This is a genomic window from Pseudomonas sp. GW821-FHT02C04, from assembly GCF_059421845.1.
Map to the genome: position 1 here is coordinate 378468 of NZ_JBWKVT010000001.1, position 12651 is coordinate 391118.

Annotated in this window: 12 protein-coding genes; 3 read left to right on the forward strand and 9 right to left on the reverse strand. The window is 59.7% G+C overall.

Features of this window, described 5'->3' with window-relative positions; all coding sequences use genetic code 11:
* The 8 genes from AC07VV_RS01525 to AC07VV_RS01560 all read right to left on the reverse strand — a co-directional run bounded on the left by AC07VV_RS01525 (position 1) and on the right by AC07VV_RS01560 (position 6698).
* Positions 1-258, reverse strand: a complete 258-nt coding sequence (locus AC07VV_RS01525) for a phosphopantetheine-binding protein (RefSeq protein ID WP_096820639.1) — start codon at positions 256-258, stop codon at positions 1-3.
* On the reverse strand, positions 246-1997 hold the full coding sequence (locus tag AC07VV_RS01530) for a carbamoyltransferase family protein (protein ID WP_495034974.1): 1752 nt from the start codon (positions 1995-1997) through the stop codon (positions 246-248). The genes AC07VV_RS01525 and AC07VV_RS01530 overlap by 13 nt, the downstream gene beginning before the upstream one ends.
* A complete protein-coding gene (locus tag AC07VV_RS01535) occupies positions 1994-3172 on the reverse strand; it encodes a beta-ketoacyl synthase N-terminal-like domain-containing protein (RefSeq protein ID WP_495034975.1) in 1179 nt (392 codons plus the stop codon). The genes AC07VV_RS01530 and AC07VV_RS01535 overlap by 4 nt, the downstream gene beginning before the upstream one ends.
* Positions 3169-3861: a hypothetical protein gene (locus tag AC07VV_RS01540; protein WP_495034976.1), complete on the reverse strand. Its 693-nt coding sequence runs from the start codon at positions 3859-3861 to the stop codon at positions 3169-3171. The genes AC07VV_RS01535 and AC07VV_RS01540 overlap by 4 nt, the downstream gene beginning before the upstream one ends.
* A 34-nt stretch (positions 3862-3895) precedes the next feature.
* Positions 3896-4759: a hypothetical protein gene (locus AC07VV_RS01545; protein ID WP_495034977.1), complete on the reverse strand. Its 864-nt coding sequence runs from the start codon at positions 4757-4759 to the stop codon at positions 3896-3898.
* A gap of 139 nt (positions 4760-4898) precedes the next feature.
* Positions 4899-5132, reverse strand: a complete 234-nt coding sequence (locus tag AC07VV_RS01550; RefSeq protein WP_096820644.1) for an acyl carrier protein — start codon at positions 5130-5132, stop codon at positions 4899-4901.
* A gap of 52 nt (positions 5133-5184) precedes the next feature.
* The gene (locus tag AC07VV_RS01555; protein WP_495034978.1) at positions 5185-5961 is read right to left on the reverse strand and encodes a hypothetical protein; all 777 of its coding nucleotides are present in this window, start codon (positions 5959-5961) and stop codon (positions 5185-5187) included.
* A 53-nt stretch (positions 5962-6014) separates the two neighbouring features.
* Positions 6015-6698, reverse strand: coding sequence for an SDR family NAD(P)-dependent oxidoreductase (locus AC07VV_RS01560; RefSeq protein ID WP_495034979.1), 684 nt, complete (start codon positions 6696-6698; stop codon positions 6015-6017).
* 721 nt (positions 6699-7419) lie between these two features.
* Between AC07VV_RS01560 and AC07VV_RS01565 the strand changes: the two genes are divergently transcribed.
* The gene (locus AC07VV_RS01565) at positions 7420-8526 is read left to right on the forward strand and encodes an alkene reductase (RefSeq protein ID WP_495034980.1); all 1107 of its coding nucleotides are present in this window, start codon (positions 7420-7422) and stop codon (positions 8524-8526) included.
* 217 nt (positions 8527-8743) lie between these two features.
* A complete protein-coding gene (locus tag AC07VV_RS01570; RefSeq protein ID WP_495035916.1) occupies positions 8744-9661 on the forward strand; it encodes a LysR family transcriptional regulator in 918 nt (305 codons plus the stop codon).
* On the opposite strand, the gene AC07VV_RS01575 is transcribed toward AC07VV_RS01570, so the two are convergent.
* Positions 9646-11613, reverse strand: a complete 1968-nt coding sequence (locus tag AC07VV_RS01575) for an alkyl/aryl-sulfatase (RefSeq protein ID WP_495034981.1) — start codon at positions 11611-11613, stop codon at positions 9646-9648. The two genes, AC07VV_RS01570 and AC07VV_RS01575, sit on opposite strands and share 16 nt — an antisense overlap.
* 104 nt (positions 11614-11717) lie before the next feature.
* Between AC07VV_RS01575 and AC07VV_RS01580 the strand changes: the two genes are divergently transcribed.
* Positions 11718-12629, forward strand: a complete 912-nt coding sequence (locus AC07VV_RS01580; protein ID WP_495034982.1) for a LysR family transcriptional regulator — start codon at positions 11718-11720, stop codon at positions 12627-12629.
* Positions 12630-12651: the final 22 nt, after the last annotated feature.

Sequence of the window (12651 nt, forward strand, 5' to 3'; positions counted from 1 at the left end):
TTATCCCGCTTGGTTCATCATGGCGATCACGCTGTCGACCAGCGCCTCGCGGCTGTCCAGACAAAATGGCTGCAACGCGGCATCGTCGAAGACGAATTGCAGGCGGTCTTCGATGGCGACCAGCAGCCGCATCTGATCCAGGGAGTCGAATACGATCATGTCCAGCGGCGATGTCGGGCTGACTTGCTTGGCAGTGGCGAGCGTGTGCAGAACTTCATCGACCACTCGGGTCAGGTCCACGTGAGTCAGGGTTTCCATACGATGAATCCTTCCATGTAAAGCGTGTCCAGGGCGATGGAACGGAACGTCGCGAGTGCGACATCCGGCGACATGATCAAAGGCTGGCCCTTGACGTTGAATGACGTGTTGATGGAGCAGCCATGGCCGCACACCTTGCGAACCTGGGTCAGCAGACGCCAGAAGTTCTCGTTGACGTCCTGGCTGACCACCTGGATCCGCGCACTGCCGTCGGCATGTGCCACACCGCTGACGGCGGCCATGGCGTCTTCCCGAACCCGTGCGGTGCAGAGCATGTAGCGGGTCGGCTGCAGTTTTTTCGACTCGAACAACTGATCGCAATCGATGTCCAGAACCGCCGGCGCGAAAGGGCGGAAGGGCTCTCTGAACTTCACCAGGCCATTGATCCTGGCCTTGATTTCATGCCCGTTGGCCCGTCCCAGAATGGAACGATTGCCCAGCGCCCTCGGGCCGAATTCCATGCGTCCGTGAAACCAGGCAATGATCTTGTCCTCGGCGATGTCTTGGGCAGCCCGGGCGAAGTATTCATCCGTCAGCCCTTCGTAACGCCATTTCAGGCTGCCATCCGCCGCGGCGTCGTCGAGTTGCTGGCGTATGTGTTCGACACTGTATTCAGGGCCCAGGTACGGGGAAAACCCGCTGTCCAGCGGCTCACCCTGTTGCGCCGCCAGATAGAGCGCGGCACCCAGTGCGGTTCCATCATCACCTGACGCCGGTTGCACGAAGGCCCGCTCCACCGATGGCAAGTTGCACAGCCGTTCGTTTGCCTTGCAATTGAGGAATGAACCGCCTGCCAGGCACAGCGATGTTTCACCGGTGCGCTCGAGCCAGAAAGCAACGAGTGACTCCAGAAGCGAGGTGAACACGGTCTGCAAGGCCGCGGCAAAATCGGCGTGCCGGTCACCGAGTGCCTCGTCGCTGGTTCGAGGTGCCAGGTTGAACAGCGTCGCCAGAAACTCCATCGCCGCGGGATAACCTTCCTCCGCCCGGCTGAGTGCGTGGGCAGGCCAGCGGATGTTGATCGAGCCGGTTTTCGCATCGAATTGTGCAAGCTGATTGAAGGCTTCGAGGTACGCCGTACCGTTGCCATAGGCTGCCAGCCCCATGACTTTGTACTCGTCGCTGTTGAAGGCGAACCCCAGGAACCGGGTGCAGATGGAGTAGAGCAGGCCAAGGGAATTCTTGATGGGTTGACCATGCAGTTTCTTGAGCGTGCGGCCTTGTGCCTGGAACACCGTCAATGATTCGACTTCACCCATGCCGTCGGAGACGATGCACAGCGCACGTTCGTAACCGCTGGTGAAATAGGCCGAAGCCGCGTGGGCAATGTGGTGATCCACGGCTTTGAAACGCGGTGCGACATCCTCCCAGCCGGCTTGCTCCAAAGCCTTGATGACGGATTTTGCACTCAAGACCTCATCGAAGGATTCCGCCGACTGGGTGAAAAAACGCCGGTAGCGGTCATAGTCGAATCCGTGGGCGATCACTTGAACATCACCCGGTTGCAGGTGTGCCGTACGCAGGCAATAGTCAATCGCGTGAAGGGGCAGTTCACCTGTGCCTTTGTCACCGGTGAAACGTTCTTCGGCCGCTGCCGCAATGACCTTCCCATCAATGATCAGGCAGGCGGCACTGTCCAGGCCCTGACAGATGCGCTCGTCGATTTCCAGCGCTTGAGGGTGAGCGGTGCGATGGGCGCGCTGCGAGTTGGGTAATCCGCTGATTCCGAGAATGATCATGGTTCGATGACCTTGAAAATGGAGATGGCGTTGTTGCCGCCAAACCCGAAGGAGTTGTTCTGGACATGCCGTAGCGGGCGAGACAGACCACCCGGTTGGGTGACCAGATCGATCTCGTATTCGAGGCTGTCCGGCTCGATGTGAGTGGGCGGTAACAATTGATGCCGCAGGGACAGGCAACTCGCCACCGCTCCGATCGCTCCTGCGGTGGCCATCATGTGGCCAACCGTGCCTTTGATCGCGGTCACGGCCGCCGTGGGGTAGGTGTTGGCGAAGATCGTGCTTTCCGTGAGGTCGTTGGCGCGGGTTCCGGTGCCATGGGCATAGATTGCGCTGATGTCCCCGGCTTGCAGACCAGCCTGTTGCAGCACCTTCTGGTGGCAGGCGGACACGCCGGCCAGATCCGGGTTGGTCGGATGCGCCGCATCATTGTTGCTCGCGACTGCCAGCAGTTGGGCATAGGGCGAGGACACGACGTCGCTGGCGCGCTGCAACACCACGAAAGCGCCGCCTTCGCTGATGGTGATGTAGCGCCGGTCACGGGAGAAAGGTTTGCATTGCTGTTCGCCCAGTGCGTTCAGGGTGTAGAACCCTGACCAGACTTTCTTTGAAAAGGCATCTCCACCGCCCACCACGGCGGTGTCGACCGCACCGCTGCGCAGCATGCGCAGCGCGAACTCCAGTGCCACGTTCGCTGAGGCACAGGTGTTGTGGAAGCACAGCGCCGGGCCTTGCGAACCGATGGCTCGCGCAACATTGCGGGCAATCGCGTGGCTGGAATAGATGTTTTGGCGCCAGCCTTCGTCATCGTCTTCCAGATGCCGGTCGAGGATGTCGGCTTCGGCCTCGTTGTTGCCGACGCACACCAGCGCATGGCGCAGCGCAGCGGATCCGGCATCCAGGCCGGCGTCCGCGATCGCCTGCATTGCCGCGTCCACCGCGTACAGTGAAGAGTCGGGCACGTTCGGCCCGGTGACCTCAGGCGCGCGCTGTTTGAGCAGGGCTTTTTGTGCCGCATCGATACGGCCGGCCATGAAGTTCGGCTTCATCCCTGGATAGACCGCCGCCTGGGCGCTGAAATTGGCTTGGCGGTCGATCAGCGCGGTCCAGAACTGTTCGACATCGAGACCAATGGGGGTCACCGCTCCGAGTCCGGAAACGTAGATTGTGTTCAAGGGGTTTTCCTCTTGACGGAAATAGCGTTGTGAATCACCAGCCTCATGCCCTGTTCATCCCAGGCACAGGCATCCCAGGCGAGGAACGAGCCAAAGTGCCGAACGCGTGTTTTCAGATTCAGGGGGGAGGCGGCAACCTCGCGATTCAGATCGATCTGCAGTGCATCAAACCGGGCAAACACGTAGCTGGCCGCCGCGCCACCCGCACGACGCTGCTGCAGCACCAGGGCGAGATTGCCCAGCGCTTCGGTCAGGACCAGCAACGCCGGATCGGCCATTTGCGCCAGGTAGGGGTGCCGTGCAATGACCTGCTGCAGGTCGATGACAGTCTGGGCATGGGTGCCCTCGTCATTCAGATCGATCTGCTCCGGCAGAAACCAGTACAGCGGTTCACGCGCAGGGCTGACGGGTTGTGTCGATCGACACACCTCATCAATGAACGCCGGTGTCTCGATAGGATCGCCGGCAAGCGTCGAAAACGAACAGCAAAGGCCGGCGTCGCCATTGATCTGCGTGTGCGGCCCCTCGTTCACGTAAGTGACGGCTTGCCCCGGGCGCACGAACGATTTGAACAGCAGCCGTTCGACAACCGTGGAGGAGGGCGCGGGCCGGGTCGGTTGCTGCAGTTCTCTGAGCAGCAACATCAGGCCCGGCACGATCGGGTCGTTTTCGAAGTGCACCTTGAACACGTCAAGGCTTGGGTCAAAGATTTCGGCTCGGGTGCTATTCATGATGGCGCGAAATCACGATGCTGGCGGCGTTGTCCGGCTGGGCCAGCAGCAGAGCGGCATGCTGGCCGGGCTTCAAGACCTGTACACCCTCCAGGAAGGCCGCGAATACAAATGCCCGGTTGTACTCATTCGCCGTGGTGTCGTCGGCGTTGTCGTCCGGCGGACACTGAGAGGCAAGCAGCGCGCGGCTGTCGCTGTCGAGAAACAGCCGCGCATCGCCAGGTAACGTCTTGAGCGACTGTTGCGCGTCTTTTTCAAAGCGGATAACCGCGCTGAATTGATTGCCTTGCTTCAGGGCCAGGTAGCTGACTCCCGAAGACACCCGGGTTGCAGAGGGGACCTGCCGGGCGATGTCGTCGCGAGCTTCGGGGCAGTAGGTGTCCCCGACAAACACATGACTTTTTGCCTGATCGTGATCTTGCAGGTGAAGCAGGCCGTGCAGCATGGCCAGCGCCGGTGTGAGTACCCCGGCATTCAGGGTCGCATTGCCACCGCCGATGTGCTGGCTGATGTTGATGAAGGTCGAGGCCGAGCTGGTCGTGGCATAGGGAAACTGCTGAGCCGACAGTGCCTTGTGATCGAGTCTGGCCTGGCGCTGAAAGCGCAGCATGGCTTCAAGGTTGCCGTACTCGGTGCCCACGATGACGGTTTCATTGTGGGTCGCGTCCGTCGGGGTCATATAACGCGCGGCGAGGTAAAAGCAGATTCGACTGAAGGTGTCGCGGAAACGATCGCCTTTGGTATCGACCCATTCATTGAAGTCTTCGGGCAGCAGTTCAGCGTCGCGAGACGCCGACGGTGCAGGCGGATACAGCGCGTATCGCTCGATCGAAAATTCGAGAGTCGCTGGGTTCATGGGATGCTCCGAGCGGAAATGCGCAAACGCATTTCGATAGAGGCGGAGGCATCGCGAATCCGGCCATGGGCCGAGCGCGATGCCGCCGAGGGTCCAGGGTTGAACCGGCGGACGCTTTACAGAACCGCCGATTGACGCGTCAGGCCTTGGCGCCCTCGATTTCACGCCACAGCTCGCCAACCGTGCGCGCGCGAACCAATGCATCCTCATCCAGCTCTGTGCCGAACTCGCGTTCGACCGACATCACGACATCGATCAGTTTCAGCGAATCAATGCCCAGCGCCTGCAACTCTTGGGACTCATCGATGGGATGGGTGGCATCAAGTTCGGCAACAGTTCTCAGGATTTCTACAAAACGGCTATCAACAGGCATGGTCTGGCTCTCTGGTTTTTGTATGAGTCAAATGCGAGGAACGCGGAAGGTGTCAGGACGCAAGCGCGGCGTGGATGTCGCAGACGAATTCCCGTGTATCGAGGATGGCGGCGTTGAATCCTTCCGCGACCTGGTTCGCTTCGATGGAACCGTCGGCGATCAATTGTTCGATGGATTCGCACGTTGCCTTGGCGTGGGCCTCTTCACCGCTTTCATCCATGTGGATGGTGAAAAACTCGTCGCGGGCGATAACGTTCGGGAATTGCCGGATCAGGGCGTTGTGGATCACGGCGATCTGGAAGTCGGCCTCGGTCTCGACGCCCAGGGCGTAACCCAGCGCAAAGCCCAGGTCTGCGCTGTACCCGGCAATCAGTCTGTCGACGAAACGTTGCGCGGTGTCGGGTCTTTCACCGACGTCGTAACCGAGGCTGCGAACAAAGTTGCTGAACATCGTGGAGTGGCAGCTGGGCGTGTTTTCTTCACGAATGATGCTCTTGATGTAGGCGCGCCAGTTTTCGTTCGTATGAGCCTTCAACGCTGCCGGCAGCACCTTCTTGTTGAAGCCCTGGCTTGAACCCCAGTAATACGGTTGCAGGAACGACTCGAACGCACGGGATGACATCTTTCCGTCCAGCAGCGTCAGGTACATCGGATTTTCGATGTGTTCCAGATCCAAGATGCCGTGCTTGAGCAACCGGTTCAGCCAGGGCAGGGTCGAAGGATCGTCTCGCGAGGAAATTCGTTCGTGATAGAGCTGATTGGCCGCTGACCGAGCGGTGCCGGGCGCAATACCCTGCGCTGCGGCCAAGGTTGTTTCCATGGTCGTCATTGCGTTTTACCTTCCTTGCGTCAGTGTTTTCCTGGGTGTGGGATTGCCCGGTTTCAGCTGGCCAACCCACCGTCGAGCGTCAGTGCCGTGCCGGTCAGGTAAGGGGAGTCGAGCGTGGCAATGCAGAAGTGCGCGACGTCAGCGGGCGTGGCCAAGCGCTTGAGCGAAGGCTCTCTGGCCAACAGCGCTTTTTTCTCTTCCGGCAGGTGGGCCAGCATTCCACCGTCGACGTAGCCTGGCATGACGGTGTAGGCGCGAATGTTGAAACGGCCATAGTCGTGGGCAATGTTCAGGGCCAGGGCATTCAATGCAGCCTTGGAGCAGGAGTAAGGCGCTGCACCGGTTGCTCCACGTACGGCTGCCGTGGAGGAAATGAACTGAAAAATGCCCTTGCGTGCCTTGATGAAGTGGGGGAGCAGGTGGCGGGCTACGCGAGCCGCGCCAAAGACGTTGACATCGAATGTGGCCTGCCAGGCGTCATCATTGAGCGTATGAATCAATCCGTCGCTGGACAGGGCAGGCGCATAGATAACCGCGTCGATCGTCCCGAAGTCTGCGATGACTTGCTGGACAGCCGACCGGACGCTTTCATCGGACGTGACGTCCATGAACAGCCCGCTGGCGTCTGCCGAGCGCTTGGTACTGATGACTTGATAGTTGTTGTTTTCCGCCTGGCGGACAATGGCTGCGCCTATTTCACTGGAGCCGCCAACTACCAGAAGATTCTTGTTTTGCATATATAAAGCCATAAATTCAGAGGATTAAAAGGCAACCCTTGCACTGCTGAAACCTAAGTTTCAGGACCTCTTCATCAATATCCGGTTTGATGATTTTCTTGCTGTTCTGTCGAGTGGCTTTCGTCGGCAGTACTTGCACTTTCAACAGTGCAATGAGTTGTAACAATTGGTGTGGCGGATGGACTATGCAGCAAGCTTAAACGGGCTGTCAAGGATCTTGGATCCAAAAAAATCAACCCATAATGCAAAATAAAAAAATCATATAATGCTAATAAATCCATACAAAACAACGTCTTAAAAATAATATGTGTGAGTGGTGTGCATAAATGAGTTCTATCGATAGAAAAAATAATTCGACTCTTTGAAAGTATTAAATGAGGGCAGAGCGCCACTATTCGACTGTTGTTGCACTTTATTAGTGCATTGATAAGGGCGCACAAGATCAAGGATTGAAAACTTCGGGTCGTTCAACTTTCGTGCGGAGTCATCCAGCCTTTGAGCAGGATTTAATAATTAAATTGAGGTTTTGTTTAAAGTCGGTTAGGTCGTTGTTTTTCAGTCAACTGACGGAAGAGCACAAGGTGCGTTGTGACAGGTGATCGACAGGCCTGTCCTGCAGAGGATTACGGAGCAATCAGTCCAGAGAGACTGGATCGTCGGCCCGTTTTTCTCCCGAGACGCCTGGCCTAAGGTGGCCTCCAGATATTTATTGGAGGTCACCATGAATCACCCAACCCTGTTTTCTTCGATCAAGATCGGCCCGCATGCCTTGTCCCACCGCGTGGTCATGGCGCCGTTGACGCGCATGCGTTCCGAGCCGGGCGATCTGCCCGGTGCGTTGATGGCTGAATACTATTCGCAGCGTGCCACCGCCGGCGGCCTGATCATTTCCGAAGCCACTGTGGTCTCGACCACCGGCAATGGTTATCTCGGTTCGCCGGGCCTGTACAACGACGCGCAAATTGCTGGCTGGAAAGCCATCACCGATGCGGTTCACGCCAAGGGCGGGCGGATTTTCCTGCAACTGTTTCATGCCGGGCGCCAATCCCACAGCGACATGCAGCCTGACGGCGCACAACCCGTGGCGCCTTCGGCGGTCGAGTACGACGGCGTGGCCTACACCGCCAGCGGCTGGGTCCCGAGCACACCGCATCGCGCCTTGAGCGAAGCGGAAGTGGTGGCGCTGGTGGAGGATTTTCGTCGCGCCTCGGCGCGAGGCCTGGAAGCCGGATTTGATGGCGTGGAAATCCACGGCGCCAACGGTTACCTGATCGACCAGTTTCTGCAGGACGGCAGCAACCGCCGCACCGATGCCTACGGCGGCACGATCGCCAGGCGTGCGCGGTTCTTGATGGACATCACCCGGGCGGTGATTTCGGTCTGGGGCCATGAACGCGTGGCGGTACGTCTGGGCCCGAGCGGCAATTTCGGCGACATGAAGGACAGCGATCCTGAAGCGCTGTTTGTGTATGTCGCCGAGCAACTGGCCGAGCTGAAACTGGCGTATCTGCACTTGATCGAACCGCGCGTGCTGGGCAATTCGATCGATGAAAGCAAGGATCAGAACCCGGTGGCGGCGCAGTTGATCCGCCAGCATTACGACGGCGTGATCATCGCGGCGGGCGGTTTCAATGCCGCGTCGGCCGAGCAGATTCTGCAAGCGGGGGATGCCGACCTGGTGGCGTTCGGTCGCGACTTCATCGCGAACCCGGATCTGCCGGAACGCATCCGTCATGACCTGCCGCTCAATGCCTACGACCGTGACACCTTCTACGGTGGCAGCGCGGTCGGGTTTACCGATTATCCGTTTTATCAGCAGAGTGCCTGATCGGTTTCAACGGCTGCGTTGAAGGTAATACCGCCATCGCGGGCAAGCTCGCTTCCATAGGTTTTGTGTCGTTCGCTTTTTTTGTGGATGACACGGACACTGCGGGAGCGGGCTTGCCCGCGATCGCCATTTAAGGGGGGCATTTCACTCCTTTGCAAATCCCCCTCCCGCATCTACTCTGCCTGAACTCTCCCCACCCCCGAGCACCCCCGCCATGATGGACAGCCTCAGCGGTATCACGGCCTTCATTCAGGTGGCCGAAACCCGCAGCTTCACCGAAGCCGGGCGTCTGCTGGAGATCTCATCGTCCGCCGTCGGCAAAAGCGTTGCACGCATGGAGGAACGCCTCGGTGTGCGGCTGTTTCACCGCAGCACCCGCAGCGTCACCCTGACCACCGAAGGCGAGCTGTTTCTGGACCGCTGCAAACGCATCCTCAGTGAAGTGGAAGCCGCGCAAATGGAGCTGCTGGAGCTGTCTGCCACACCACGGGGCAAGGTGCGCATCAGCGTGCCGATCCAGAACGTGCTGATCATGCCGGTGCTGGCCGGGTTCATGCGCGCCTACCCGGATATCGAGCTGGATGTGGACATGTCCGACCGCATGGTCGACGTGATCGAGGAGGGTTTCGACGCGGTGATCCGTACCGGCGCACCTCAGGACTCGCGGCTGATGGCGCGCAAGCTCGGTGGCTATCAATTGCAGTTGGTGGCGTCGCCCGCTTACCTGGAGCGCAACGGCACACCGACGCACCCGGATGATCTGAGCAAGCATGTGTGCCTGCTGCACAAGTTTCCTGCCACGGGGATGATCGAGCGCTGGCCGCTGCGGGTGGGCGACACGCACATCGAACCGAGCCTTTCGCGCGCATTGACCTGCACCACGATGGATCCGCTGACGTACCTGGCGTTGGATGGGGTGGGGATTGCGTGTCTGCCGGATTTTTCAATCCGCGAGCCGTTGGCCGATGGCCGGCTGAAGGTCGTGCTGGAGGACTACACCGACCACACCGGCAACCTGTGGATGCTCTGGCCTGCGTCGAAGCAGACGGCACCGAGGTTGCGGGTGTTGATCGACTTTTTCAAAGACAACATTAATCGAATGGCGCTGGCCCCGGTCGATCAATTGCGATCCTGAGCGACGATTGCAAAGTTGCCCGGCGCTTTTTCCAGCAACCCCAGGAATCTCACCAGGTCGACCGTGCTGCCATCGACCTTCAGGTCTTGCGAAGTGAGCGCATCCTTGATTCCCGCAGTACCACCCAGCAGTTGCACGAACAGGTCTTTGGTGACAGTCAGCGTTGCGTTGGCATTCGCTGCCGCCGGACCTTTTCGGTAGTGCAGCACGGCGTTCTCGATCCACAGCACGAAGGATTCGCGGGTATCGGTCAGCAGCAGATTGAAGGTCCAGTTCTTGCCATCGGCGGCCGGCCCGTCGAGGCTTGCGGCCATGGCTTCGAGGAAGCGTTCGGTGGGCGTCTGCTTCATCAGCTCGATCAGGTCCGAACGTCTCACGCCTTTGGCCGGCGGGCCGTTGCGCAGTTCCTGGGCGGCGGTCAGGTAGCTGTTGCGCCAGGTCGCGGATTCCGATTGGTAGCCCAGCTGTTCATAGGTCTGGGCCAGCAGTTCCTTGGCGGCCTTGTCGTCGGGTGCGTCGAGAACGGCCTGATCCAACAGTTCGGCCACCCAGCGGTATTCGCCTTTGTCATAGGCCACGCGTGCGGCCTCGACCACTTTGGCGTGGCCGCCCATCAATTCGACATAGCGTTTGGCGGATTCCTTGGGCACCAGCGGATTCAAGTGCGCCGGGTTGCCATCGTAGGCGCCGAGGTACATCTGGTAGATCGCTTTGACGTTGTGTCGCACATCGCCGTAATAACCACGGGTGCCGAAGTACGACGCCAGTGAGTCGGGCAATTGGATTTTGTCGGCGATCTCGTTGGGCGTGTAGCCCGCGTTCATCAGTCGCACGGTCTGATCGTGCATGTATTTATAGACGTCGCGGTGTTTGGTGATGAATTCGCGGATCCGCTCGTTGCCCCAGATCGGCCAGTTGTGTTGGCCGAAATAGACTTCGGTGTCGCCGAGTTCGTCGAGGGCGATCTGCGTGTAGTCGGACCAGCGCAGCGCATCACGAACCTTGGCCCCGCGAATCGGCAGCAGGTTGTGCATCGTCTGCGCCAGCAATTCCGCGCCGCCATAGGCCTTGCGTTCGGGGATCGAGAAGGTCAGTTCGGCTGGGGCTTCCGCGCCCGGCATGTTGTGAAAGACGAAACTGACGCCGTCGAGTACGAGTTCCTGCATCGGCTGATCGATGATCTGCGTCGGCGCAAGAATGCCGACGCTGCCGTAGGCGACGTTTTTGCCTAACCCGGTGTCGACCATGCCGGTTGCGCCCGGCGCCAGATTCTTGCCGAACTGATACATCGAACGGCGCGACATCGCCGGCCCGGCCAGGACGTTTTCGCTGGTCGCTTCCTCCATGAACCCGGCGGGCGCCACCACCGGGATGTTGCGCTGGGCGACCTCGGCGACCGAGGTGATGCCCAGCACGCCGCCGAAATGGTCAACGTGGTCGTGGGTGAAGATGATCGCGGTCACGGGCTTGTCGCCCAGTTGTGCGCGGGCGAATGCCAGGGCTGCGGCGGCAGTTTCCTTCGAGGTCAGCGGGTCGACCACGATCCACCCGGTTTGCCCTTCGATCAGCGTCATGTTGGCGATGTCGAAACCGCGCAACTGGTAGATGCCATCGGTGACTTTGAACAGACCGATCTGGGCGTTGAGCATCGCGTGGCGCCACAGGCTCGGGTTGACGGTGGCGGGGGCCTTGCCTTCGACGAATCTGAACGCATCGAAATCGATCAGCACGGTGCCGTCGGAACCGAGGATCTGCCCGGTCGGCCGGGCGATGAGGCCGCGTTGGGCGTCTTCCATATCCCGGGTGTCATTGAGGTCCAGGCCCTTGATCGTGGCTTCGATTACCGCTGCGGTGGCTGGCGTTGCTTCACCATTGGCAACGCTCGGTGGTTTATCACAACCGGCGAGGGATACCAGCGCCAGGGCGAAGAGGGTATGGCAGGTCGATCTCATTCTTGTTGTTCTCCGATGATCCATTCAGCAGAGAGTAGGGAGGCGAGGGTGATGTATCCAATGCATTGTTTACATCCAGCCAATGCGTAGCTAGCATCGGCGACATGGACCTCAAACGACTGACACATCTTCTGGCGCTGGCCGATGAACGCCATTTCGGCCGCGCCGCCGAACGCGTGCACCTCAGCCAACCGGCCTTGAGCCGCAGCATTCAGGCGCTGGAAAGCGAAACTGGTCAGCGTCTGTTTGACCGGGACACCGGCGACGTTCGCCCGACACCGGCCGGGGAGTTCCTGATCGAGCGGGCGCGGCGGCTGCTGTTCGATGCACGCTCGCTGGAACGTGATCTGGCGCTTTACGGTGATGGCCGGCTCGGCAACCTCGCGTTCGGCGTCGGGCCGTTTCCGGCGGCGATGTTGATGCATCAGGTAGTGCCTCGGTTGCGTCGGGAATATCCGGAAGTCACTCTGCGGGTAGAGATCAATAACTGGCAGATTCTTGAAGCCCGTCTGCGGGATGAAGCGATCGAGTTTTTCGTCGCGGACATTCGCAACTTCTCGGCCGACACCGATCTGCTGATCCGCTCGCTGGGTCAGGCCTCGGCAGGGTTCTTCGTCCGGCCACAGCACCCGTTGGCCGGGCGCGCGGTGACGATGAGAGACCTGGAAAAGTACGGCATCGCCACGACGCGCCTGCCGGCCGTGGTGAAGGAAGAGACTGCGCATACCCTGGGTATTTCCACTCGTCAGGCATTACCTCTGGCGCTGGAATGCGACGATGTGGCGTTGCTCAGGACGGTGGCCTGCTCGACCGATACCATCCTCGGCGTGATCCACGGCGCCGTGGCTGAAGACCTGCGCAGCGGCAATCTGATCGAACTGCTGGTCGTGGATCGGCCCGGATTGCACTCCGAAATCGGTGTCGTCAGCCTGCCCAACAGAAGCCTGTCACCGACCGCACGCTGCGTGATCGACGCCATCGTCGCCGAGATGGCGCAACGCAACATCTCGACCTGAACGGTGCTCCGGTCAGCGGCCA

Excerpts from the sequence above, each read along its gene's own strand:
- AC07VV_RS01525 (WP_096820639.1), bottom strand. The coding sequence starts at position 258 with ATGGAAACCCTGACTCACGTGGACCTGACCCGAGTGGTCGATGAAGTT.
- AC07VV_RS01530 (WP_495034974.1), bottom strand. The coding sequence starts at position 1,997 with ATGATCATTCTCGGAATCAGCGGATTACCCAACTCGCAGCGCGCCCAT.
- AC07VV_RS01545 (WP_495034977.1), bottom strand. The coding sequence starts at position 4,759 with ATGAACCCAGCGACTCTCGAATTTTCGATCGAGCGATACGCGCTGTAT.
- AC07VV_RS01550 (WP_096820644.1), bottom strand. The coding sequence starts at position 5,132 with ATGCCTGTTGATAGCCGTTTTGTAGAAATCCTGAGAACTGTTGCCGAA.
- AC07VV_RS01555 (WP_495034978.1), bottom strand. The coding sequence starts at position 5,961 with ATGACGACCATGGAAACAACCTTGGCCGCAGCGCAGGGTATTGCGCCC.
- AC07VV_RS01560 (WP_495034979.1), bottom strand. The coding sequence starts at position 6,698 with ATGCAAAACAAGAATCTTCTGGTAGTTGGCGGCTCCAGTGAAATAGGC.
- AC07VV_RS01565 (WP_495034980.1), top strand. The coding sequence starts at position 7,420 with ATGAATCACCCAACCCTGTTTTCTTCGATCAAGATCGGCCCGCATGCC.
- AC07VV_RS01570 (WP_495035916.1), top strand. The coding sequence starts at position 8,744 with ATGGACAGCCTCAGCGGTATCACGGCCTTCATTCAGGTGGCCGAAACC.
- AC07VV_RS01575 (WP_495034981.1), bottom strand. The coding sequence starts at position 11,613 with ATGAGATCGACCTGCCATACCCTCTTCGCCCTGGCGCTGGTATCCCTC.
- AC07VV_RS01580 (WP_495034982.1), top strand. The coding sequence starts at position 11,718 with ATGGACCTCAAACGACTGACACATCTTCTGGCGCTGGCCGATGAACGC.